At 74.5% G+C, this 22440-nt stretch carries 18 protein-coding genes and 1 riboswitch; of the genes, 9 read left to right on the forward strand and 9 right to left on the reverse strand.

Annotated elements, in window-relative coordinates; genetic code table 11:
- Window positions 1–71 precede the first annotated feature (71 nt).
- Window positions 72–1664, reverse strand: a complete 1593-nt coding sequence (locus LUZ64_RS07225; protein ID WP_095582972.1) for an APC family permease — start codon at window positions 1662–1664, stop codon at window positions 72–74.
- A 199-nt stretch (window positions 1665–1863) separates the two neighbouring features.
- On the opposite strand from LUZ64_RS07225, the gene LUZ64_RS07230 reads away from it, so the two are divergent.
- Together LUZ64_RS07230 and nicT are read left to right on the forward strand one after the other, a co-directional pair.
- Window positions 1864–3087, forward strand: coding sequence for an FAD-dependent monooxygenase (locus LUZ64_RS07230; protein WP_095582973.1), 1224 nt, complete (start codon window positions 1864–1866; stop codon window positions 3085–3087).
- Between the two features lie 101 nt (window positions 3088–3188).
- Window positions 3189–3405: riboswitch (cobalamin riboswitch) on the forward strand.
- Between the two features lie 32 nt (window positions 3406–3437).
- On the forward strand, window positions 3438–4577 hold the full coding sequence (gene nicT / locus LUZ64_RS07235) for a Nickel transporter NicT (RefSeq protein ID WP_095582974.1): 1140 nt from the start codon (window positions 3438–3440) through the stop codon (window positions 4575–4577).
- A gap of 99 nt (window positions 4578–4676) precedes the next feature.
- Here nicT and LUZ64_RS07240 read toward each other — a convergent pair whose 3' ends face one another.
- From LUZ64_RS07240 to LUZ64_RS07250, 4 genes are all read right to left on the reverse strand, one after another.
- Window positions 4677–5585: a nitroreductase/quinone reductase family protein gene (locus LUZ64_RS07240; protein ID WP_095582975.1), complete on the reverse strand. Its 909-nt coding sequence runs from the start codon at window positions 5583–5585 to the stop codon at window positions 4677–4679.
- A 327-nt stretch (window positions 5586–5912) separates the two neighbouring features.
- The gene (locus tag LUZ64_RS37090; RefSeq protein WP_267897195.1) at window positions 5913–6047 is read right to left on the reverse strand and encodes a hypothetical protein; all 135 of its coding nucleotides are present in this window, start codon (window positions 6045–6047) and stop codon (window positions 5913–5915) included.
- 326 nt (window positions 6048–6373) lie between these two features.
- Window positions 6374–7486: a sensor histidine kinase gene (locus LUZ64_RS07245; protein ID WP_095582976.1), complete on the reverse strand. Its 1113-nt coding sequence runs from the start codon at window positions 7484–7486 to the stop codon at window positions 6374–6376.
- The gene (locus LUZ64_RS07250) at window positions 7479–8273 is read right to left on the reverse strand and encodes a response regulator transcription factor (protein ID WP_095582977.1); all 795 of its coding nucleotides are present in this window, start codon (window positions 8271–8273) and stop codon (window positions 7479–7481) included. Before LUZ64_RS07250 ends, LUZ64_RS07245 begins: the two co-directional genes overlap by 8 nt.
- Before the next feature lie 155 nt (window positions 8274–8428).
- Between LUZ64_RS07250 and LUZ64_RS07255 the strand changes: the two genes are divergently transcribed.
- Window positions 8429–9430: a RimK family alpha-L-glutamate ligase gene (locus LUZ64_RS07255; protein ID WP_095582978.1), complete on the forward strand. Its 1002-nt coding sequence runs from the start codon at window positions 8429–8431 to the stop codon at window positions 9428–9430.
- On the opposite strand, the gene LUZ64_RS07260 is transcribed toward LUZ64_RS07255, so the two are convergent.
- Entirely contained in the window at window positions 9423–9959 is a 537-nt protein-coding gene (locus LUZ64_RS07260) for a MarR family winged helix-turn-helix transcriptional regulator (RefSeq protein ID WP_095582979.1), read from the reverse strand. The two genes, LUZ64_RS07255 and LUZ64_RS07260, sit on opposite strands and share 8 nt — an antisense overlap.
- Before the next feature lie 128 nt (window positions 9960–10087).
- On the opposite strand from LUZ64_RS07260, the gene LUZ64_RS07265 reads away from it, so the two are divergent.
- A complete protein-coding gene (locus LUZ64_RS07265; RefSeq protein ID WP_095582980.1) occupies window positions 10088–11320 on the forward strand; it encodes an MFS transporter in 1233 nt (410 codons plus the stop codon).
- Between the two features lie 149 nt (window positions 11321–11469).
- On the opposite strand, the gene LUZ64_RS07270 is transcribed toward LUZ64_RS07265, so the two are convergent.
- Window positions 11470–12120, reverse strand: a complete 651-nt coding sequence (locus LUZ64_RS07270) for a hypothetical protein (protein WP_095582981.1) — start codon at window positions 12118–12120, stop codon at window positions 11470–11472.
- Window positions 12121–12514: 394 nt separating this feature from the next.
- Here LUZ64_RS07270 and LUZ64_RS07275 point away from each other — a divergent pair, with 394 nt between their 5' ends.
- Window positions 12515–13738, forward strand: coding sequence for a glycosyltransferase (locus tag LUZ64_RS07275; RefSeq protein WP_170116848.1), 1224 nt, complete (start codon window positions 12515–12517; stop codon window positions 13736–13738).
- 30 nt (window positions 13739–13768) lie between these two features.
- Here the strand turns inward: LUZ64_RS07275 and LUZ64_RS07280 are convergent, their stop codons facing one another.
- Window positions 13769–14365 carry a class F sortase gene (locus LUZ64_RS07280; protein ID WP_232389737.1) on the reverse strand — a complete coding sequence of 199 codons (597 nt, stop codon included), beginning with the start codon at window positions 14363–14365 and terminating at the stop codon, window positions 13769–13771.
- A 1140-nt stretch (window positions 14366–15505) separates the two neighbouring features.
- On the opposite strand from LUZ64_RS07280, the gene LUZ64_RS07290 reads away from it, so the two are divergent.
- The 4 genes from LUZ64_RS07290 to LUZ64_RS07305 all read left to right on the forward strand — a co-directional run bounded on the left by LUZ64_RS07290 (window position 15506) and on the right by LUZ64_RS07305 (window position 19976).
- The gene (locus tag LUZ64_RS07290) at window positions 15506–16267 is read left to right on the forward strand and encodes an ATP-binding SpoIIE family protein phosphatase (protein ID WP_095579231.1); all 762 of its coding nucleotides are present in this window, start codon (window positions 15506–15508) and stop codon (window positions 16265–16267) included.
- A gap of 65 nt (window positions 16268–16332) precedes the next feature.
- Complete coding sequence (locus tag LUZ64_RS07295) at window positions 16333–17466, forward strand: LysR family transcriptional regulator (RefSeq protein ID WP_095579232.1); 1134 nt, start codon at window positions 16333–16335, stop codon at window positions 17464–17466.
- On the forward strand, window positions 17463–19064 hold the full coding sequence (locus tag LUZ64_RS07300; RefSeq protein WP_095579233.1) for an MFS transporter: 1602 nt from the start codon (window positions 17463–17465) through the stop codon (window positions 19062–19064). Before LUZ64_RS07295 ends, LUZ64_RS07300 begins: the two co-directional genes overlap by 4 nt.
- 129 nt (window positions 19065–19193) lie before the next feature.
- Window positions 19194–19976, forward strand: coding sequence for a hypothetical protein (locus LUZ64_RS07305; protein WP_232389736.1), 783 nt, complete (start codon window positions 19194–19196; stop codon window positions 19974–19976).
- A 212-nt stretch (window positions 19977–20188) separates the two neighbouring features.
- Here LUZ64_RS07305 and LUZ64_RS37095 read toward each other — a convergent pair whose 3' ends face one another.
- Entirely contained in the window at window positions 20189–22399 is a 2211-nt protein-coding gene (locus LUZ64_RS37095; protein WP_308251402.1) for an FUSC family protein, read from the reverse strand.
- Window positions 22400–22440 lie beyond the last annotated feature (41 nt).

Raw genomic sequence — 22440 nt, forward strand, 5'->3', positions numbered from 1 at the left:
AAGTTCTATCACCCGTTCGGACCGGTCACCGGTGCCCGGGCCGGAAAACGGGCACCGCGGGTGATCCAGGGTCAGACCGGCGCGGGCGCCGCGTCATCGGGGTCACCACCGGGACCGCCGCGCGGACCGGCCCCGGGCCCGGTCCCGTCACCGCTCGCGGGGCCCGGATCCCCGTCCGGGTCCACGTCCGGCCCGGTGTCCAGGTCCCCGTCCGGGTCCACATCCGGATCAGCGGCCTCCAGATACTCCTCCGAGATCTCCCGCGGCCCGAAGGGCCACACCTTCTCGTACCGCGCCCACAGCAGGAACGCCACACAGCCCGCCGCGACCCATGCCAGCGACCATTCGATGGGGTGCCGGCCGGGCGAGTTCTTGTCCGCGTAGCCGTAGATCACCAGCCAGCCCACCAGCGCCACGAAGCTGGGCAGCGGATAGAGCCACATGCGGTACGGGCGCCGCAGCGCCGGCTGACGGCGGCGCAGCACCGTCACGGCCAGCACCTGTGCCAGGGCCTGCACGATCACCATCACCGTGGTCAGCAACTGGATCAGCGTCGCCAGATCCGTATGACGGCCGATCAGAAAGCCGACGGCGGTGACGGCGCCCATCGACGCCAGGCCGAGGACCGGGAAGCGGTGCCGTGGGTGCAGCTTGCCGAAGGAGCCGAAGAAGACCTTGTCCCGCGCGGCGTCGTAGGGCACCCGGGACCCGCCGAGCAGACCGGCCAGCACCGACGCCACGGCCGTGACGAGGATCAGCACCGTGACGGTCTTCGCCGCGCCCTCGCCCCAGGACTTCTCCAGCACCGCGGAGGCCACCGAGGAGGAGGCCGTGGAGTCCGGGTCGAGCATCTGCTTCCAGTCGATGACGCCCAGGGTGCCGATCTGGAGCAGCAGGTAGATCGCCATGATGCCGAGGATGGAGAACACGATGGCGCGTGGCAGGGTGCGCCCCGGGTTCTTGATCTCGGCGCCCATATAGGCCGCGGTGTTGTAGCCGAGGTAGTCGTAGATGCCGATGGTCAGGCCCGCCGCGAAGCCGATCCAGAAGTGATTGGTGGTCAGCTCGAACGCGTGCGCGGGGTAGGTGAACGCCCGGTCGGGGCTGAAGTGGGTGAAGGCCGCGGTGATGACGAGCACCACGGACGCGATCATCACGCACCACAGCACCACCGTGATCTTCGCGATGTTCTCCACCCGCCGCCACAGCACCGCGAGGATCACCGCGATGACGGCCAGCCCGACCAGGTCACCTCGGGTCTGCCCCATGTCCGGCCAGAGGTAGCCGAGGTACTGCACGAAACCGATGATCCCGGTGGACATGCCCAGCGGGATGAAGAGCATCGCCGTCCAGACGAACAGGAACGGCATCAGCCTGCCGGTCCGGTACTGGAACGCCTGCCGCAGATAGACGTAGCTGCCGCCCGCCCCCGGCAGCGAGGCGCCCAGCTCGGCCCAGATCAGCCCGTCGGCGAGGGCCAGCACCGCGCCCGCGACGAACCCGATGACGGCCTGCGGACCGCCGAAGGCCGCCACCATCAGCGGGATGGTGACGAACGGCCCGATGCCGCACATCTGGCTCATGTTGAGCGCGGTGGCCTGGAAGAGCCCGATGCGGCGTACGAACCCGACCCGCGGCTCCGGCCGTTGTCCCGTGTCTGCCATGGCGGTCAGCCCTTTCTCGCGCCGGACGGTGCCGTACCCACTGCACTGGTAGCACCGGCGTGCCGGAAGCGTCCATGACCTGGACGTCGGTGAACCGTCCCGGGCGTGCTGCCACCGCCCGGACGGCGCAGTGTAGGTTCCGGGCCCGGGGGAGCGCGGGCGAACGCGGGAATCATGGGTCGGGACGTAAGGAGCGGACATGCGCGGAGCACGGGTGGCCGTCGTCGGCGGGTCGATCGCGGGGTGCGCCACCGCGCTCGCCGCGGCGCGGGCCGGCGCGGACGAGGTCGTGGTGTACGAGCGGGCGGCCGGCGGTCTCCAGGACCGGGGCGTCGGCCTCGCCGTCCACGACGACCGCTACGCCGAGCTGGCGGCGGCCGGGCACCTGGGGCCCGACGTGCCCTGGCGGCGGCTGACCCGGCGCCCCTGGATCGTGCGGGACGGCGACGCGCCCGCCGGGCGGGCGGTGGGCGTGCTGCCGTTCCCCTTCCGCTCGTACAACTGGGGATCGCTCTGGCGGGAGTTGCGGGCGGGGCTGCCCGACGCCGTCGGCTATGTCCGAGGCGCGGCCGTCGAGCGGGTGCTGCCGGGACCGGACGGCGCCGCGCTGCGGTTCGCCGACGGGCGCACCGAGCGCTTCGACCTGGTCGTCGGCGCCGACGGCTACCGCTCGGCCGTCCGGGCCGCGACCCGCGCGGCCACCGTGCCCGTGTACGCCGGCTATCTGGCCTGGCGCGGCACCCTGCCGGTGGAACTGCTGCCCGGCCCCCGCGACGCCTGGCCCGAGCACGACGCCGCGACCGTCGTCTTCCCGGGCGGCCATATGATCGTCTACCGCATTCCCGGCCCGGGCGGCCGGGGCACCTCCGCGAACTGGGTCTTCTACACCGCGCCGCCCGCCTCCGTCGGCCCTGCCCTCCGGGACCCCACCAGTGTGCCCGCCGGCACGGTCACCGAGGAGCTCGTCGCCCACCACGCGGCGGTCGTCGAGCGGTACTTCCCGCCGTACTGGCAGGAGGTCGTCCGGCGCACCCCGCGCTCCGGGACGTACGTCCAGCCGATCTACGACCTGGCCGTGCCGCACTACGGCGAGGGCCGGCTCGTCCTCGCCGGGGACGCGGCCGCCGTCGCCCGCCCGCACTCCGGAAGCGGCGCCGTCAAGGCCCTCCAGGACGCCGCGGTGCTGGAGCGTGTGCTGCGCGAGGCGCCGGACCTGGACGCCGCGGTCCGCGCCTACGACGCCGAACGGTCGCCCACCGGCCGGGCCGTGGTCGACGTCGGCCGCCTGCTCGGCAGGGCGCAGGTGCAGGCGACCCCCGACTGGGCGGCCATGGACCAGGAGGCCGTCGACGCCTGGTGGAGCGCGGCGGCCGACGGCGGCCGGGGCTTCGGCGGGCACGCCCTGACGGGGCCTCGGGAGTGACCTCGCGGGTGCTTTCCGGGGTGTCCCCGGGGGCGGCCCGAGGCGCTTATTGCACATCTATGGCAACTGCCACATCCTTGCCACAAGCGTCGGCCGGAGCGCTATGGTGGCCCGGCCGTGGTGTTCGGGAAGACCGGTGACAGGCCCTCGTGGCCCGAGTCCGGAGCGGCCCTCGCCACTGTGATCGGGGAGTTCCCGTTCCGTTCCGCGCGCCGCCACGGCGCGTGGAGCCACTGGCCGCAGCCCGCGGCCGGGAAGGCAGGGGCGGGCGCGCGCGAACCCGTAAGCCAGGAGACCGGCCACGGCATCTCACGCAATGATCCACGAGGTGCTTGGAGCGTTCACCCCCGATGACCCTGCCCACCGACGCCCCCGGCGCCACCCGCGCCGACGCCCCGGGCGGCGCGCTGCCCGCTTTCCGCTGGCGCCGCCAGGACACCGTACGCACCGCCGGCCTGCTGGCGGTGATCGCCGCCCTGCACGTCGTCGCGTTCGGCGTGCTCTACCTGCTCGTCGTCCCGAACCACTACGCCGTCGGCTCCAAGGTCTACGGGGTCGGCCTCGGCATCACCGCCTACACCCTCGGCATGCGGCACGCCTTCGACGCCGACCACATCGCCGCCATCGACAACACCACCCGCAAGCTGATGGCCGACGGCAAGCGCCCGGTCTCGGTCGGCTTCTGGTTCGCGCTCGGCCACTCCAGCGTCGTGGTCGCCATGGCGGCCCTGGTCGCGGGCGGCACCCAGGTCGCGGGGACCCTCCTCAACGAGGAGTCCACCACCCATCAGACCCTCGGCGTGGTCGGCACCACCGTCTCCGGCGGCTTCCTCTACCTCATCGCCGCCCTCAACCTCGTCGCCCTCGCGGGTATCCTGCGCATCTTCCGTGCCATGCGCGAGGGCCGTTACGACGAGCGGGAGCTGGAGCGCCACCTCGACTCCCGCGGCTTTATGAACCGTGTGCTCGGCCGCTTCACCCGCTCCATCACCCGCCCCGGCCAGATGTACCCGCTGGGCTTCCTCTTCGGCCTCGGCTTCGACACCGCCACCGAGGTCACCCTCATGGTGATGGCGGGCAGCGGGGCCGCGGCCGGCCTGCCCTGGTACGCGATCCTGTGCCTGCCGCTGCTGTTCGCCGCGGGCATGAGCCTCTTCGACACCCTCGACGGCACGTTCATGAACTTCGCCTACCAGTGGGCGTTCTCCAACCCCGTCCGCAAGGTCTACTACAACCTCACCATCACCGGGCTGTCGATCGCCGTCGCCTTCCTCATCGGCACCATCGAGCTGGTGAGCGTCCTGCACGAGAAGCTCGGCCTCGACGACGGGCTGACCGGCTGGATCGCCGGGCTGAACCTCGACAACGTCGGCTTCGTGATCGTCGGCCTGTTCGTCGTGGTGTGGGCCGCGGCGCTGGCGTACTGGCGCTTCGGCAAGGTCGAACAGCGCTGGGCGGCGCGCACGTCGGCGGCGGCGCCCAAGGGCTGACGCGGGACGCGTACGACGGAGGGGCCGGGCCATGGCGAGGGCGTGGCCCCTCCGTCGTACGGCGGGAAGGGGCGGCGGGTGGAGGACCCGCCCGGCCCCCTAGGCCGCCGCCCCCGGCGGGAACGGCACCGCGGCCAGCACCGGGAGCAGCCACGCCTCCTCGTGGTCCAGATGCGCCGTCAGCTCGTCCACCATCCGCCCCAGCTCGGCCCGGAACCGGACCGGGTCCGCCGCCCCGATGTCCCCCAGCAGCGCCAGCAGCTCGTCCTTGACGCGCGCGACCGTCCGGTGCTCTTCCCGTAGCCGGTCGAGGGCGTCACGCAGCCGGGGGTGGTGTTCCGCGAGCGCGGGGAAGACATGGGCGTCCTCGCCCGTGTGATGGAACGTCAAGGTCCCGCAGAACGCCAGGCAGTGCTGTCTGATCTGCATGCCCAGCCCGGGCGCGGGCGGTTCGCCGGGGCCCCGGTGGGCGGCGACCGCCGCGAGATGCGCGTCGGTCTCGGCGAGCACGTGCTTCAGCTGCGCGCGCAGCCAGGTATGGACCTCCAGGACCTTGTCGGCGAGGCTGACGATCTCCCGGGGGCCTCCCGCGTCCGCGTGCTCGGCGCGCTCCAGCGCCACGACGGGCAGGAGGCGGGACGTCCGCTCCTGGTAGCCGGCGTAGCCCGGCTCGGCCCGGGCGACGTGCGCGAACAGCCGGTCGCGCCGGGTGCCCTCGGCGGGGACGGCGACCGCTTCGAACTCCTCGGTGCCCAGCTCCACCCGTACCAGGGGGTGGGCGAGCAGGTTGTGGTACCAGGCGGGATGGCGGGGCGCGCCGAGGTTGGAGCCGATGACCAGCAGGAGCCCGTCGTGGCGGACGTAGCCGAGGGGAGTGGTGTGCGAGGCGCCCGACTTCGCGCCGGTGGTGGTCAGCAGGAGGAGGTCGCCGCCTTCGAAGGGGCCGCCGACCTTTCCTCCGTGGGCCCGGAACTCCTCGATGACGGACTGGTTGAACGATATGGGCATGACGGTGCGGGCTCTCCGGAGCAGGTGCGCGATCCGCGACGATCGCGGTGAAGGTGAGGGCTGAGGAGCGCGTCGGGGCGCGCCCGGGCGCGGCGGCGTGCGAAAGAAGGGCACGCGGCGGCGCTGTGCGGTCAGGCGCTGCCTGTGAAGTGAGAACTCATGGGAAGACCCTTTGAGGAAAGGTGTCTCGCCCGATCGCCGGCCCGCCCACTGCTCTTCGGCCGGCGCCACGCGGACACGCGCCCATTAGAGTCATGTGCCTGCTGTCGTGTCAATGCGGATGCGGGGCCTCCGCATCGTTGCCCTCGTCGTCGGTGGCCCGGTAGGTCAGCGGGGGCGGGCGGCCGTGTCGTTCCCGCCGGTCGCGCGCCCGGGAAAGGGCTGGTCGTGGCCGGTGGTGGGGGAGGCGCACACCCCGAACCAGGCGGCGACCCCGAGGACGACTGCGACGAAGCGGCGCATGCGAAGTTCCTTCCGGTGCGGGAGAGCCGGCGTCGGCGGGAGGTTCGCCGGCCGGTCGCCCCGAGGGCTGCCCAGCCCCCGGGGCGCGCATGCGGTGCTCACCCGAACGGGGGTGGTGGGCAGGTCCTGTGCCCTACGTTCAGGTGAACTCCGGCGGTTGTCAGGGGCCTTGGGGCGGCGGAACGGTGCTGCGGCCCGGACCGGGGGGAGAGAGGAACGGCCGGTGGCGGCCACCGCGAACGAGCGGCCGGGGGCCTCGCGCACCTCGGTCACCGAGGGGTGGCCGACGGGTCAGGGGGCGGGCACCCGGGACGCCCGGTCGTCCGTCACGGCGAGGCCGCCGGCAGCACGACCTCGAAGCGGCAGCCTCCCGGCACGTTCCGGACCGCCGCGCGGCCCGCGTGGGCCTCGACGATGCCACGGACGATCGCCAGGCCCAGCCCCGCCCCCGCCGGGGGCGTCCGCGCCTGGGAACCGCGCCAGCCGGTGTCGAAGACACGCGGCAGGTCCTCCTCCGGGATGCCGCCGCAGCCGTCCGTCACGGACAGGACGACGGTGTCCGCGTCGCGGCGCGCGGCCACGGCGACCGTGCCGTCGGCCGGGGTGCGCCGGATCGCGTTGACGAGGAGGTTGCCGAGTACGCGCGTCATCTCCTTGCCGTCCACCTCGACCGGGACGGGGTCCACCCGGTCGCCGACCAGCCGGACCCCGTGCTCGCGCGCCAGCGGCCCCGCGCCGGCGAGGGCGTCGCCCACCAGGTCGTACACCGACATCCGGCTGGGGTGGAGCGCCAGCACCCCCGCGTGGATGCGGGAGAGCTCGAAGAGGTCCCCGACCATGGAGTCGATCCGGCCGACCTCCGCGCCGATCTGCCGGAAGTAGCGCCGGGGATCCTCGGCGACCCCGTCCTCCAGCGCCTCAGCCATCGCGCGCAGCCCGGCCAGCGGGGTCCGCAGGTCGTGCGAGATCCAGGCGACGAGCTCGCGCCGGGACGCCTCCAGCGCCCGCTCCCGCTCCCGTGACCGCGCGAGCTTCCCGCTCGTCGCCGCGAGCTCGCGGCCGAGCGCGGCCAGCTCCGCCGTCGCGTCACCGGCGGGCGCCGCGAAGCTGCCGTCGTCGCCGAAGGAGCGTGCGGCGAGGGTCAGGGCTTCGCTGCGGGCCACCACCCACCGGCCGAGCAGCAGCGCGGTGGCGAGGGAGACCACGGCGGCCGTCGCGCAGACCGTGGTCACGACCTTCAGGTCGTGCGAGGAGAGGAACATCGCCCGGGCCACGGCCAGTGTGCCCGCCAGCATCGCGGTCACGGACACGGCCGCCACCACGGTCAGGGCCACGGCCACCGAGCGGTGGCGCAGGGCGCGCAGCGCGAGGGCGCCCAGCAGTCCGGCCGCGGCGGCGCCCAGGAAGGAGAACAGGGCGATCAGCAGGACGTCACGCATCGCGGTCCCCGCTCCCGGGAGAGGTGGTCCCGCTCGCGTCCGGGTTCCCGGCCGTTCCTTCGGGGGTGTCCCCGTCCGTGTCGAAGCGGTAGCCCACGCCCCAGACCGTCCGGATCAGCCGGGGCCGCGCGGGATCGTCCTCGACCTTGGCGCGCAGCCGCCGTACGTGCACGGTCACCGTCGACACGTCACCGAACTCCCACCCCCACACCTCGCGCATCAGCTCCTCGCGGCCGCACGCCCGCCCGGGGTGCCGCATGAGGAACGCCAGGAGGTCGAATTCCCGCAGGGTGAGGCCGAGTTCGGTGCCGTCCTTGGTGGCGCGCCGGGCCACGGGGTCGAGCCCGATCCCGCTCACGCGCAGCGGGGCCGCCGCGGCGGGACCGGAGGCCGCGACCGTCGCCCGCGTCCGCGCGCGGCGCAGCACGGACGTGACGCGCAGCACCAGCTCGCGGGGGCTGAAGGGCTTGGTCACGTAGTCGTCCGCGCCGACCTCCAGCCCCAGGACACGATCGTCCTCGTCGCCGCGCGCCGTCAGCATGATGACCGGTACGGGGCCGTCCGCGCGGAGCCTGCGGCAGACCTCCAGGCCGTCCATGCCCGGCAGCATCAGATCGAGGACCACCAGGTCGGGCGGGAACGCGGCGGCGCGCTCCAGGGCGGCGGGTCCGTCGGCGACGCGGTCGACCGCGAAGCCGGCCCGGTCGAGGTATCCGGCCACGACCTCGGAGACGGTCGGGTCGTCGTCGACGACAAGGACGCGGGCGGTGTGGTGCGTGGAGTGCATGCCGCAAGCCTCGCACCGTGCCGGGCCGGGTGCCCGGCCGGACCACTGCCACCGGACCCGGACGGTGCCGCTCCCCGGTAGGCTCACGGCCGCCCCCCCCGGGCCGGAGGGGGCCGGGAGACCGACCGCGTCGCAGGAACCGAGAGGAGACGGCATTGTCCGCAGCCGAGGCGGTGACGGACGGGGCCGGCGGGCCGGCCGCGGAGTTCTGGCTGGTCGTCGGTACGGGGCTGGCCGGACGGCGGATCGTCGGGGAGCTGACCGACGCCTGCGAACGGCTCCTGACCGGTCGTTACAAGGTCGTCCACACGGACGAACTCCTCCTGGGCGTGCACGGCGGACGGCTGACCCTGCACGACCTCGACGGTGCGCCGCTGGCCGCGCCGGCCGTCGCCTACGCCCGGATGAGCAGCGCCCTGCTGAGCACCGACCGGGAGATCACGCTGCTGCGCCACCTGGAGGCGATGGGCACGGTCCTGCTCAACCCGACCGGCGCCGTGCTGGCCTGTGTCAACAAGTTCTGGCACCTCCAGCAGCTCGCGGTCGCCGGCCTGCCGGTCCCCGACACCCGCAGCTACGCCGACGCCCCCCTGGCGAAGGTGATCGACGCCGGGGTGCCCGAGCCGTGCGTGGTGAAGGCGGTGCGCGGCCAGCAGGGGCGGCAGGTCTTCCTGGCGCCCGACGCCGCGATGCTGCGCGCCGTCCAGGGCAGCCTGAAGGACGACTCGCCGTATGTGTTCCAGCGGTACGTCGCGCACTCCCACGGGCGGGACCTGCGCGTGGTCGTGGTCGACGGGCGGGCCGTCGCGGCGCAGGTCCGCTCGGCCGCCGACGGCGACCTGAGATCGAACCTGGCGCTGGGCGGTACGGCCGAGCTGTGCCCGGGCCGCTACCCGGCGGGGGAGGAGCTCGCCGTACGGGCCGCCGAGGCGCTGGGACTCGGTGTCGCCGGGGTGGACCTGCTCTTCGAGCCGGACGGGGGTTTCACGATCTGTGAGGTGAACGTCCACGTCGGCTGGCGGGCCTATATGACCGAGGTCGCCCCGGCGGTCGTGACCGCGTGCCGGGCCCGGCTGGACGCGGTGGGCGGGGCCGGCGCCGGGATCGGCCCCGGCACCGGTCCGGGTCCCGTCTCCGGGGCCGGGCCCGTCACTTGATGGTGGTGTCCCCGAAGGACACGAGGAGCCGGCGCATCAGGTCCGCGAGCTCCTCGGTCTCGGCGCGGTCGAAGCGCTCCAGCATGCGGGCCTCGTGGGCGAGGTGGTCGGCCATGTACGCGCGGGTGAGCTCGCGGCCCCGCTCGGTGAGCCGGATCTTCACGGAGCGCCGGTCCGCCGTGTCCCGCACCCGCTCGACCAGGCCCTTGGCCTCCATGCGGTCGATGCGGTTGGTGATGGCGCCCGACGTCACCATCGCCGCCTTGCGGAAGGCGCCGGCGGTCAGCTCGTAGGGCGGGCCGGACCGCTGCAGCGTGGTGAGGACGTCGAACTCGCCCAGCTCCAGGCCGCGCTCGGCCGCGAACGCCCGGAACCGCTTGTCCAAGGCCGCGCCCAGCCGCTGTAGACGGCCGAAGACATGCACCGGCCACAGGTCGTCCGCCAGGTCGGGGCGCTCCACGAGCCACTGTCCGACGATCTCGTCGACCGCGTCCCGCTCGGTGTTCTCGCCCGCTGCGTCGCCGCTCATCGCTCTCCTCCGGCCGGTCCGACGTCGTCCCGACGATGATATCTCAACATTGAAACACTTGACGTTGAACGACTCGGGTGCTTTTATCTCAACGTTGAAATTATCAACCTTGAGAAGAGGAGGCTCCCATGTCCGCTCAGCTGGTCGCCGCCCCCACCACCGCCTCCGCACCACCCCGCACCGCCAAGGCGGCGGCCGGTTTGGTGCCGGTCCTCTGGCTGGCCCTGCTCGCGACCCCCATCGCCATGGGCGCCAACGCCCCCGTGCTGATCCTGCCCGGCATGGCCCGCTCCCTCGGGGTCCCCACGTCCACCGCCACCTGGCTGGTCACCGTCTTCGCCTGGGCGATGACCGTCGGCTCACCGCTGTGCGCCGGGCTGATCAGACAGCGCGGCCTGCGCCCGGCACTCCTCGTCAGCGCGGCGGCCGTCGCCACCGGGACCGCCGTCGTCGCCACCGCCCCCTGGCTGCCCCTCGCCCTCACCGGACGGGCCGTCCAGGCCGTCGGCGGCGCGGGCCTGGTCGCCGTCGCCATGAACCTCGCCGGCTCCACCCGGCGCATGGGAGTCATCACCGCCGGATTCGGCGTGCTCGGCGCCTCCGGCCCCCTGCTCGGCTCGCTCCTCGCGGACGCCGTCTCCTGGCGCCTGGCCCTCACGCTGTCCGCCGTCTCGCTCCTCGCGGTCCCCATGGTCTGGCGTCACACCCGCCGGACCCCGCCCGCCACCACGACCTTCGACGCCACCGGAGCCGGCCTCGTCGTCGCCCTGGCCTCCGCCCTCGTCCTCATCCCCACCGCCCCGCTCACCGCCGCGCTCGCCGCCCTGGTCGTCGCCGTCCCGCTCGTGCTCCACGCCCGGCGGCGCCCGGACGGCTTCGTCCCCGCCGTCCTCCTGCGCTCGCCCGCCTTCATCGGGTCCGCGCTCCTCGCCTGCGCCTTCTCGACCTCCTACTTCGCCCTCCTCTTCAGCCTGCCGCGGCTGATCGCCCAGCGCACGACCTGGAGCACCGACGCCATCGGCACCGGGCAGCTCGTCGCCCTGCTCATCGGCTCGGCCCTGTCCTGGCTGCTGGCCGCCTCCGCCGGACGCCTGGGACACCGCACGGTCCTCACCGTCCTGATCACCCTCGGCGCCCTCGCCCCCCTCACCGCGGCCTTCGCCACCTGGGGCCCCCTGCTCCTGGTCACCGCCACGGTCGCCGTCCTCGTCTCCACCGGCAGCAACGCGGTCCTGTCCGTCCGCGCCGCCAAGGACGCCCCCGGCCACCAGCGCCCCACGGCGATCGGCCTGTTCGTCCTCTGCTACCAGCTGGGCGGAGCGCTCGGGCCCGCGCTCGCGGCGCTGCTGGTCCTGAAGTGACACCGAGGGCGCGCACGTAGGCGCCCGGACGGCTCGTGCGGCCGATGACGGGAGACGAGCCCCCGCCTGGGGGCTCGTCTCCCGTTGCCGGCCGCACGGCCGTGTCCCCCGTGGCCGACGGCCCGGGGGACACGGGGTGACGGATGCGCTCACCTGTTCTCCTTCCCCTTGTCCCCGGCGCGCTGCCGGGACAGGGCCAGGGCGGCCGCGGCGACGGCGACGACTCCGCAACCCGCCAGGATCATGTCGTCGTTGACGGTGCCACCCGTGCTCTCCCCGGTGCGCGGAGCACCCTTGGGAATCTTGGCCGTCTCGTGGGACGGCGCGGCGCTGTGCTGCCGGAGGGAGGCCCCGGACGCCTGGTGCGCCGGAGTGGTGCCGCCCGGGCGGGGGCGCGGAGCGGGGGCCGCGGGGTCGACCTTGAGGGTCGTACCGGCGGTTCCGTTGCTGCAGACCAGCTTCACCGGGTACGTGCCCGGCCGCGCGGTGATGTGCAGCCGGCCCTGGATGTGCTGGGGGTCGGTGCGGGTGAGCGTGACGGCGCCGGCCCGGGAGGAGACCGACTTCACGGTGGCCCCCGGGTACGGGGCGCACGAGCCGCTGATGTTCACCGTCTGCCCGGTACGGGCCTCGCTCGGGCTGACGCTGATCCTGGCGGCGCCGACGAGCGGCCCCTGGCCGGACCCGCCGGACGGTGACCCGGACCCGCCGGAGCCCCCGGCGGCCGTGGCGACCGGCGCGAACGCCAGGGCGCCGCACAGCGCGAGCGCGGAGCCCGCCGTGACGAGTGTGGTGTGCATGGGAATCGACGTCCTTTCGTCGACATCGGTGGTGTGCCGCGTTCCGTCCGCCGGACCCGCTCCGAAGGGCGGGCGGCCGGGCGGCCACCGCGGCGGGAACGTCTCCACCGTCGCCGACCTCACCGCCCGGCGGTGTCGGGCGGGCGGGGGACCGGCCGGGCCTTCGGAGGTCCTCCGGCGGGCGTCCCCCGACCGGCCGGGGGACAGGGCGCGGCCCGGTGGACCCGGTGGCCGGTCGCCCGGGGTTTGACGGCCGGACCGGCGGGCAGGTCGTCACCCCCGCCGGGCTCCGGGATTCATCCGGGTTTCATCGACCGCTGTCACTTTCCCCATGGAGAGCCCTCATTCCGATGGAGAGGTCGTTCAGTTGCCTTCGCGTGCCGAATCAGCCCCGATGACCGTGGCCTGGATCACCGCAAGCTTTCCGCCCGAGGTCAGCGGCATCTCGCTGGGAAATGTGGAGCGGGCCCGGTGGTTCGCCTCGCAGCCGGACGTACGGCTGTGCTTACTGGTCCCCGGATCCCCCGACGGTCGCCTTCCGGGCGGGGCGGGCACGTCGGGCCTGGAGCTGTTCCCCTACGACGCCAAGCCGTGGCTGCCCTACCCGATGCTGCCCGTCCCGCGCCGGTCCGCACTCGCGCAGATCGACACCGCGCTGGAGAGGATCGCGCCGGACCTGGTGGTGGTCATCGACCCCGAACGGTCCTTCGTGTTCGGCTCGTGGGGGCTGCCGGGGCACGCCTACGCGCGGCGGCACGGCGTGCCCTACGTGGCCCAGTACCAAGGCGACCACTTCAACTTCGCCCGGAGCTATCCGGTCTGGCGTCATCTGGCGACCGCGCTGTTCCCGCCCGTCATGCGGTACGTCTACCGCCACTTCGACACCGCCATCTGCGCCACCCCGTACGCTGCGGACACCCTGAGGGGCCTCAGCGACGTACGGATCGAGCAGGTCCCCTTCGACAGCGTCGACATCGGCTCCTTCGGCGCCGACCGTGCCGACCCCGCCGTGCTGACCAAGCTCGCGCCTCGTTACGACGGCCGCGGCAAACGCGTGCTCTACCTGGGCCGGCTCGCCCGTGAGAAGCGCCTGGACCTCGTCATCGAGGCATTTCTCCGGCTGAGCTCCCTGCCCGGCAACGAGGACCTCTCGCTCTTCATCGCCGGTGACGGCCCGCCCGACATCACCGCCCGGATCACCCGGCTGGCCGCGGCCTCACCCCGGATCCACCTCCTCGGCTTCGTCCGAGGCGCCGACCGCAGCGCCCTCTACGCCTCCTGCGACGCCTTCTGCACGGCCTGCCCCTACGAGACCTTCGGCTGCACCGTCGTCGAGGCGATGGCTTCCGGAATCCCCGTGGTCAACCCCTCCAGCGGAGGCATCACCAGCATCCTCTCCGACGGTCACAACGCCTACCTCTTCCGGCCCGGCGACCCCGGCGCACTCGTCACCTCCCTCCGCGCGGCCCTCGACGACAACGGTCGCGTCACCGGGCGGGCACGCGCCGACGCCGCCCGGTTCACGGTGGAGAACTGCTGTACGCATCTCCTCGCCGGCTACCGGCGCCTCGCCTCCGTGACCGACCGCAAGCGCGAGAAGTGCGACCTCTGCCGATGAGGACGGCCCCCTTCGCGGCAGGCGGGACCGTCAGGCCGGGTACCGGCCCGTCAGATCCGCGTACACGACGATGTTGTCGCGGTACCCGTCCGCCGCGTCCCGCGGTCCCCCGCACGTGACCAGTCGCAACCGCGGTGCCCCCGAGCCCTGGTAGACGCGGTCGGCGGGGAAGTCCGCCTTGGCGTACTGCTCCACGGCCCGGACGGTGAACACCGCCGTGACGCCGTCCGCCCGGGTCACCTCGACCGTGGCGCCCGGCCGCAGCCGGCCGAGGGCGAAGAACACGCCGTCGCCGTACCGGCCCACGGTCGAGTGCCCGAGGAGCACCGAGGCACCGGCCTCGCCGGGGGTGGGGGACCCCCGGTACCAGCCCGCGGGCGCGTCCTTCGCGATCGGGGGCACCTCCACGGTGCCGTCGGCCTCCTGCCCCAGGGACATCACGGGGGAGGAGACGCCGAGCGAGGGGATCGCCAGCCGCACGGGCTCCGAACGGGGCAGGGGCACGGCGGTCCCGGGCCCCGGCGACACGGGGGCGGTGGCGCCAGGGCCCGGACCGGGCGGGGGAGCGGGGGCGGGCGCGCTCCCGCCGAGGAGGATCAGACAGACCCCGAGGGCGATCAGGGTCACCAGGAAGAACACACCGACGCGGGCCCGGCGGTGGCGGAGCGCCCTACACCGCGGGTCCGGGTGCGGGCGGCCCGTGTGCCGGAGGCGTGCCCGCGGGGCACCGGGCGCGCTTCCGGAGCCGGTCTCCGCCGGGTTCGAGGATGCGGGGTGTCGCATGGCCGGTGCCCTTTCTCTCCGGGGATCTGTGGGCCACGGGGTTCCGTGGCCGTTCAGCGGTGCCGGGTCGGCCGGGTCGTGTGCCGCGCCGGGTGGGACGTGTGCCGGGTTGGGCGGGTGGTGTGCTGGGCCGAGTGGGTTGACGCGGGGTTGGTCGGGTCGGTGGCTGGTCGGTCCGGTCGTGTGCCGGGTTGGGCGGGCCGTACACCAGGCCGGGCGGGTCGACGCCGGGGCGGCCGGGGACGTACACCGGCTGGGCGGGACGTACACCGGTCGGCAGGGCCGTACGCCGCGCCCGGCCGGGTCGTGTGCCGCGCCGGGCGTACGGACCCGCCGCTCGCGGGGTGGTCGCCGGGTCGGGGGCACAGGCCGGTGTTCAGGCCCTGCCCCGCCCCCGTGCGGGCCGCCGGACGTCCCACCACCGGACCCTTCGTCTTCACGGTAGGAAGCCGGCCCCGCCCCGCGTATCGGCCGACCGGTCCACCGGCCGGGGGAATCCTCCCGCGCCCGCCCGCCCCCTTTCCGCGCCGGGCGCGTCCCCTCGGCGGTCCCGGCGCGGCAGCGGCAGCGCGGCTGTCCTCCTGTCGGGGGAGGGAGGTCGGACCCCCGCGCGGCCGGTCGGCCGATCCCGGCCGTGCCCGGCCCCGGCCAGCCTGGGAACAGACCACCCGGACCGCCCCTCCGGCGTCAGCGCGGCGGAAACCCCGCCCGCCTCCCCGGCGAGGACCGGCGGAACCCGGGCCGCCCCTTCGGCGGAGACCCGCCTTCTCCTTCCGGCGGAAGGCGAGGCCCGCCCCCGCGGAACCCCGCGGAACCCGGCAGAAGCCCGGCCACCCCGGACCGGACCGCAGAGAAAAGGAGGTCCGACGATGAACCCCCTCACCAGGACCGACGACCCCGCACCGGCCACCCCGGCCCCCACCCCCACCCCCCTCATGGAGCACGCCTTCGCCCAGGCACCCATCGCCATGGCCCTCTACGACCGTGACTGCCGTCAGGTCAGGGCCAACGACGAGATGGCGTACATCTCGGGCCGCGCCGAGGACGAGACCCGCAGCCGGCCACCCCGCGCCCGTCCTCCTCACCCCCGACGGCGACGCCCGCTTCCTGGACCTGCCGCACGGGCCGCCCCTCGGCCTCGGGGGCCTGCCCTTCGAGTCGCGGGAGGTCCCGCTGCCCGAGGGAAGCGTCCTCGCCCTCTACACGGACGGGCTCGTCGAAGCGGCCGACCACGACATCCGTCACGGCGGCGCCCGGCTCCTGCGCGCCATGACCAGGGCCACGGACTCCCTGGAGGAGACGTGCGACACCGTCCTCGACACCCTGCTCCCGGAGCGCCCCGGTGACGACGTCGCCCTGCTCCTCGCCCGTACCCGCGCGCTGCCCGGGGACCGGACGCGCGCCTGGGACCTCGGCCCCGACCCGTCCGCCGTCGCCGACGCCCGTGTCCTGGCGGCGCGTCAGCTCACCGCCTGGGGCCTGGACGACCTCGTCTTCACCACCGAACTCGTCACCAACGCCCTCCGCTACGGTGCCGCGCCCGTCCGGCTGCGGCTGATCCACGACACCCGAATGATCTGCGAGGTCTCCGACGCCGGGCACACCGCGCCCCGCCTCCGCCGGGCCCGCGCCTACGACGAGGGCGGCCGCGGCCTCTTCCTCGTCGCCCAGCTCACCGACCGCTGGGGCACCCGGTACACGCCCGACGGGAAGACCATCTGGGCCGAACAGCTCCCCGCCGCCTGAGCGGCCACGGCCGCCCACGACGGCCGGTGCCCCACCCCGACGCGACACCGTGGGAGGTGCCCGCCATGACCGAAACCCCGCGCACCGGCGAAGACCGGGCACGACCGCTCCGCGACAGCCCGTACGAGCCCGCGCCGCCCGCCGCCGAAGACAGCGTGAACCTCTCCCTCCGGCAACTCGAATACCTGGTCGTCACACTCGGCGAGGGCCGTCTGACGCGCGCCGCCCGGCGGCTGCACGTCACGGAACCGACCGTCTCCCAGCAGCTCAAGGCCCTGGAACGCGCCGTGGGCACCCCTCTGCTCGTCCGCGGTGCCGACGGAGTGCGCCCCACGCCCGCCGGTGACGCCCTCCTGCCGCACGCCCGGACCGCCCTGCGCTGCGCCCGGCAGGGACGCTCCGCCGCGCTGGCGGCGGGCGAGGCCCGCGAGGCGCCCCTGCGCGTGGCCACCCTGCCCTCGCTCCTGCCCGGACTCCTGCCCGTCCTGCGGGCGTGGTCGCTCGCCCGGCCGGACACCGGCCTCGTCGTCAGTCTGTGCGCGAGCCGGCGGCTGCTCCGGGACGGCGTCACCTCAGGCGCCGCCGACCTCGCCGTGGGGCCGCGCCCGGAAGGCTGGCACGGCCGGGTGCGGCCCTTCGGCACCGAGGAGTTCGTCGTGGTCTGCCCGGCGGACCACCCGCTGCGCGGCGGGTCCGCGCCGGTGCGGGAACTCCTCGACGACCGGTGGATCCGCTACCGGGAGGACGGCCGGAGCCCGCTCGCCCTCCTCACCGGCGCCCACGAGCCCGGCCCGCTCCCGCACCGGCCGTTCCTGGAGGTCCCCACCGCCGGCGCCGCGATCGCCCTCGCCGCGGACGGCGCCGGGCTCACCGCGGTCCCCTCCGGTGCCGTACCGCCCCGGCTGGGTTCCCAGGTCATCCGGCCCCTGCCGGGTGTCTCGCGTGAGATCACGCTGTTCACCGCCCCGGACGCGCCGGAGGCGACGGCCGCGCACTGCGCCGAGCTGAGCCGCTACGCGGCCTGCCGTACCCCGCCGGACGAGCCGGTGGGCACGGTGTGCGACGGCGTACCGCGACGGCGGGCCCCGTACTCGGCGGAAGAGCCGTACGAGTCGTACCAGCCGTACCAGCCGTACCAGCCGTACGACGACGTCCGCCCGGCGGCCGGGAGTCCGCAGCGCACCGGGGACGCCCCATGACCGCGCCGCAGTCCGCACACGGCCGTCTGGCGCTGACCGTCTGCTGCCTGGCCGTGCTCATGGTCGGCCTCGACAGCACCGCGCTCAACGTCGCCCTGCCCGTCATGAGAAGGGAGCTGGACGCCTCCATCGCCGGGCTGCAGTGGGTGGTCGACGCCTACAACCTGGTCGTGGCCGCGCTGATGCTGCTCGCGGGATCGGTCGGCGACCGGACGGGCCGGCGCCGCACCCTACGGGCCGGGGTCGCCGCCTTCGTCGCCGGCTCGGCGCTCTGCGGCCTCGCCCCTGGCCTGGACACCCTCATCGGCTCCCGGGTGGTCCAGGCCCTCGGCGGCGCGGTGATCGCCCCGGTCTCCCTGTCGGTGATCACCCACACGTTCCCGGACAGAGCCGAGCGCAGCCGGGCGATCGGCATGTGGAGCGGCACGTTCGGCATCGGCCTGGCCGTCGGCCCGCTGGTCGGCGGGGTGCTGGTGGCGGCCGAGGGATGGCGCTCGATCTTCTGGATCAACGTGCCCGTCGGGCTCGCCGTGCTGGCCCTCTCCGCCCGCCACCTGCCGGAGTCGCGGACCCCGGCGCCCCGGCGGACCGACCCGCTCGGCCAGTTCCTGGTCATCGCCCTCCTCGGCTGCCTGACCTACGCCGTCATCGACGCCCCGCACCGGGGCTGGGCCTCCCCGGTCGTCCTCGGCTGCCTGGCCGTCGCGGCGGCGTCGCTGACCACGCTGATCCCGTACGAGCACCGGCGCCGCGACCCCCTGATCGAGCTGGGGTTCTTCCGCAGCGTCCCCTTCACCGGCTCCGTGGTCGTCTCCCTGGCCGCTTTCGCCGCGCTCGGCGGGTTCCTCTTCCTCAGCACGCTCTACCTCCAGGACGTACGCGGACTGTCCGCCCTCTCGGCGGGGTTGTGGATGCTGCCTATGCCGGTGGCGACGGTGCTCCTCGCCCCCGTGGCGGGCCGGCTGGTGGCCCGCCACGGGCCGCGGCTCCCGCTGGTGCTCGCGGGCCTGGCCACCGTGCTCAGCGGGCTGTCGTTCGCCGTCCTCCACGCGGGGTCGTCCGTCGCGCTGCTCCTCCTCGCCTACGGGCTGTTCGGCGCGGGCGTCGGCCTGGTCGACGTTCCCGCGACCGGGCTCGCGGTCGCGGGCATGCCCCGGGCCAGGGCCGGGGTCGCCTCGGCGATCAGCACGGCGAGCTGCCGGGTCGGCGTGTCCGTGGGCGTGGCCGTGATGGGCGCGGTCCTGTCGGCGGGCCTGGGCCGCACGCCGGGCACCGGTGACGCGGCCGTCTTCGCCGACGCGACCCGGCCGGCGTGGTGGATCGTCACCGGCTGCGGGGCCGTCGTCGCGATCCTGGGCGTACTGGTCACGGGCCCGCGCGCCCGGGGCACGGCCCGTGAGGCGTCGGCGGGGGAAGCGCCGGTGGAGGAGCCGCAGGCGACGGAGGCGCCCGCCGGCCCGCGGGGGACCCGCTCCCGCACGGCGCCCGGCGCGCCCGGTGGAATTCCGGGGAATTCCCTTCCGAAAGCCTCGCGACGTGCCGGAATAGAAACTCTCCATGGCGTGGAAGAGAATTTCTTGCCCCCTCGGGATGTGTGAGACGAGGCGCATCGGCCGGTCCTTTGCCTCGCCTTTGTTCTTCCTTCAAGGCGGCGTGCGGCAGCCTGAATTCGCGGATCGAACCGGAACCGCAGATTCCGAAACTCGAAAGGTTTCAGGTGGACGCGTATGTCGAAATTCAGCACGACGAGGACGGCAGGCCGTAAGCGCATACTCCTCACGGGCGTCGCCGCAGCCGTCATGGTCGGCGCCGCCGCGCTGCCCGCCGCCGCGGACAGCGAGCCGACCGAGAAGCAGCTCCTGGCGGACTGCGCCAGCGGCGTCGGCAAGTGCACCTTCAACGACCCGGTCGTCGACAAGGCCTACCTCGGCAATTACCACCAGGTCTCCGACACCCTCTACAACTGCAGCACCTCCGACGCCACCCAGGGACTGAACTGGTCGGACAGAGTGGGGTCGACGGACACCTTCGAGGTCTCCGTCACCGCCGGCGGCAAGATCGCGGGCATCGTGGACACGAGCGTCACCGCGAAGTACGGGCACACCTGGCAGGTCGACCACACGGACGGCGGCAGCATGGGCATGACCGTCAAGCCGGGCGAGGTCGGCTGGATCTCCCGGGCCCAGGCGATGCGCGAGGTCTCGGGCAGGTGGCAGACCCACTACGACAACCCCCACTGGGGCCACTACTACTGGTACTGGGACGACACCATCACCAGCCCCGCGCCCAACGACACCGACGGCGTCAAGAACGCCGTCGTCGTCAAGACCCGGCCCATGACGGCCGACGAGAAGGCCTCGTGCGGGGCCCGGAACGCGAAGGTGTTCACCTCAACGACGAAGGTCGAGAACCCGGGGCCGGAGGTGCCGCGGCACGGGCACGGGGGGTCGGGGCCGGTCGCGGGGGGCGACGGGACGGTGGGGGTGAACGAGGAGAGGAAGGGGTCGTGATGGTGGGGTGACGGGGTGACGGGGTGGCGCTGCGCGGGGCCTTTTCCCCTACCCGCCCCTTCCCGAATGTCCTCAAGCGCCGGACGGGCTGAAATCAGCCCGTCCGGCGCTTGAGGACCGGGGTCCGGGGCGGAGCCCCGGTTCGGGAAGGGGCGGGGCCGGGGAAAAGGCCCCGCGCAGCGGCAACCACGCCCCCGGTCCCGCCCGTCCCCTCAGCCGCCGCCCCCACCCCCCACCCCCTCCCGGGCCACCTCCACCACCCACCCCGCGTCATGCGCCACCCCCGTCAGCCAAGCCTCCGTGTCCGCGATCAGCAGCACCGCCGCCGCGTCCACCTCCCCCACCCCCTCCACCGCGTAGCGCAACGCCTCCGACTCCGCCGCCGGATACCGGCCGGGCGGCTCACCGGACCCGGGCGCACGCGCCGAGGCGCCCGCCGAGCGGACGACGTCCGCGGCGCGCAGGCAGTCGGCCGTCACCCGCTCGGCCAGGTCCGCCAGCAGGGCGGTCGCCTCCGGTGGCAGCGGTGGGCCGCCGCCGTCCCGGCGGGCCGTGATCAGCAGTTCGCCGCCGCTGACGGTGTGATGGCCGGGCTGCATGGCGGTCTCCCAGGACGGGCTCGTCGCCTCCCGCCCCGCGCGCTCCGTCCGGTACTGGGTATGGGCGGCCTGGGCCAGCCGCATCGCCGTACGGGCCGGCCGCAGCGGATCCGTACCCCGGTCGTGCTCGAGGCCGTGGCACAGCCGGAACGTCACCGCCCCGCACGCCTCCGCGCCCCGGGACATGAAGTCCACGACGGAGCGCCGCAGCTCGCCCCCCGCGCCCCGGGGCCAGGCCAGCAGGCTCGCCGCCGCGCCGAGGGAGCCGCCGATCACGACGTCCATGAGCCGCACGGCGGGCAGGTGCCGGTCCGGGGGCAGGATCTGGACGAAGAGCAGCACGAGGACGAGCGTCAGCGTCGCCTGCGTCCAGGCGGAGCCCAGCACGGGTCCCACGGCGAAGCCCACCAGGAACACCACGGGCGCGGCGGCGATGTAGAAGGCGGGCGTGTCACCGACCACGACGAGCAGCAGCGTCGAGACCACGGCGGCGACGGCCACGCCCAGGAACGCGGGCGGCAGGGCGCCCCGGGTGTCCGCGGCCGAGGTCCGCATCAGGCTGAGGACCGCGAGCAGCACCCAGAAACCGTGCGGCAGTTCCAGTGCCCCGACGATCAGCCGCGCGCCGGCCAGGGCGAAGGCGAGCCGGAGGGCGTTCTGGAGGAGGACCGAACGCGGCGTCAGGTGCAGGGCCAGCCGCCGCCACCACCGGCCCGGGGCACTCGTCGTGGCGTACGCGAACGGGCCGCCGGGCCGCCGCCACCGGTCGTCGAGAGGCGCCCCGAACGCGATCCGGGCGCCCTCGCCCGCCAGCACCGCGCCCGCGGCCGCCGCCTGGACGACCGAGTCCTGCCGCAGCCGCACGGCCGAGACCCCGGACAGCCGCCGCGCCCGTTCGGCGCGGAAGGCGCCCACGGCCGTGGACAGGGTGTCGTCGCGCGGCCCCGGGGACCCCGAGCGCAGGACCCGACCGGCATTCCGCAATGCCGCCGCGGTGTGCTCCAGCAGCCGGGCGCCGCCGGGGTCCGGCCCCCGCGCGCCGGCCACCAGCCGGTCCAGCTGCGCGCGGACGTGCCGGACGGCGGCGCGGGCGTCGTAGCAGGCCCGGTCCCGCAGCGAGGCGGACGTGGGCCGCTCCGCCGGTGCCACCCGGGACAGCAGAGTCGCCCGGAGCGCCCGGCCGGCCTCCTCCTCGCACCGCCGCGCCCCGGCCCGGTCTGTGCCGTCGCCCGCGCCGGCCATCAGCCGTCCGGTGGCGGCGCAGTAGCCGGCCACGGCGTCCACCGCGTCGGCGAGCAGGACCCGGTACGGGACCGGTCGTTCCGTACGCCACAGGAGCCGGTCCACCAGGGCGGTGAGCAGGATCCCGACGGTGAGGCCGCCGAGGCGCTCGCCCAGCGTCCCGGGGGCGTAGGGCGGGAAGCAAGGGAGCAGGTAGTACAGCTGGAAGGCGGTGGCCAGCCCGCCCAGGCGGGGGCCGCCGACCCCCAGGAACGAGGCGGTGAAGCCCACCACGAACATGCCGCAGGCGGCGCTCCAGGAGTGCCCGGCGAGCAGGGTGCCGGCCGTGACCAGCGCCCAGCCGGCCGGCAGCACGGCGAGGAACGTACGGGTCCGCTCCGGTGCCGCGCCCGGCACCTGGGCGAACAGGCACAGGGGCAGTGCGCCGAACAGGGCGTAGAGGGCCATGTCGGGCGCGTCGAAGCCGTACCGCAGGACGTAGAAGCCGGTGAGCCCGGCGAGCGTGGCCCAGACGGCGCTCCGGAGGTGCTCGGCGCCCTGCTCCTGCCGCAACAGCCACCGGACCGGCCCGTTCACACCCACGACGGCTTCCGGTCCGTTCCGGTCGCCCGCGTCGCCGGGGC

Source organism: Streptomyces albireticuli, from assembly GCF_021228125.1.
GTDB lineage: Bacteria > Actinomycetota > Actinomycetes > Streptomycetales > Streptomycetaceae > Streptomyces > Streptomyces albireticuli.

Coding starts and splice junctions, on each gene's coding strand:
- LUZ64_RS07305 (WP_232389736.1), top strand. CDS start 19,194: ATGTCGAAATTCAGCACGACGAGGACGGCAGGCCGTAAGCGCATACTC.
- LUZ64_RS07260 (WP_095582979.1), bottom strand. CDS start 9,959: ATGAGCGGCGACGCAGCGGGCGAGAACACCGAGCGGGACGCGGTCGAC.
- LUZ64_RS07250 (WP_095582977.1), bottom strand. CDS start 8,273: ATGCACTCCACGCACCACACCGCCCGCGTCCTTGTCGTCGACGACGAC.
- LUZ64_RS07270 (WP_095582981.1), bottom strand. CDS start 12,120: ATGCACACCACACTCGTCACGGCGGGCTCCGCGCTCGCGCTGTGCGGC.
- LUZ64_RS07240 (WP_095582975.1), bottom strand. CDS start 5,585: ATGCCCATATCGTTCAACCAGTCCGTCATCGAGGAGTTCCGGGCCCAC.
- LUZ64_RS07230 (WP_095582973.1), top strand. CDS start 1,864: ATGCGCGGAGCACGGGTGGCCGTCGTCGGCGGGTCGATCGCGGGGTGC.
- LUZ64_RS07295 (WP_095579232.1), top strand. CDS start 16,333: ATGACCGAAACCCCGCGCACCGGCGAAGACCGGGCACGACCGCTCCGC.
- LUZ64_RS07265 (WP_095582980.1), top strand. CDS start 10,088: ATGTCCGCTCAGCTGGTCGCCGCCCCCACCACCGCCTCCGCACCACCC.
- nicT (WP_095582974.1), top strand. CDS start 3,438: ATGACCCTGCCCACCGACGCCCCCGGCGCCACCCGCGCCGACGCCCCG.
- LUZ64_RS07275 (WP_170116848.1), top strand. CDS start 12,515: ATGACCGTGGCCTGGATCACCGCAAGCTTTCCGCCCGAGGTCAGCGGC.
- LUZ64_RS37090 (WP_267897195.1), bottom strand. CDS start 6,047: ATGCGCCGCTTCGTCGCAGTCGTCCTCGGGGTCGCCGCCTGGTTCGGG.
- LUZ64_RS07225 (WP_095582972.1), bottom strand. CDS start 1,664: ATGGCAGACACGGGACAACGGCCGGAGCCGCGGGTCGGGTTCGTACGC.
- LUZ64_RS07300 (WP_095579233.1), top strand. CDS start 17,463: ATGACCGCGCCGCAGTCCGCACACGGCCGTCTGGCGCTGACCGTCTGC.
- LUZ64_RS07245 (WP_095582976.1), bottom strand. CDS start 7,486: ATGCGTGACGTCCTGCTGATCGCCCTGTTCTCCTTCCTGGGCGCCGCC.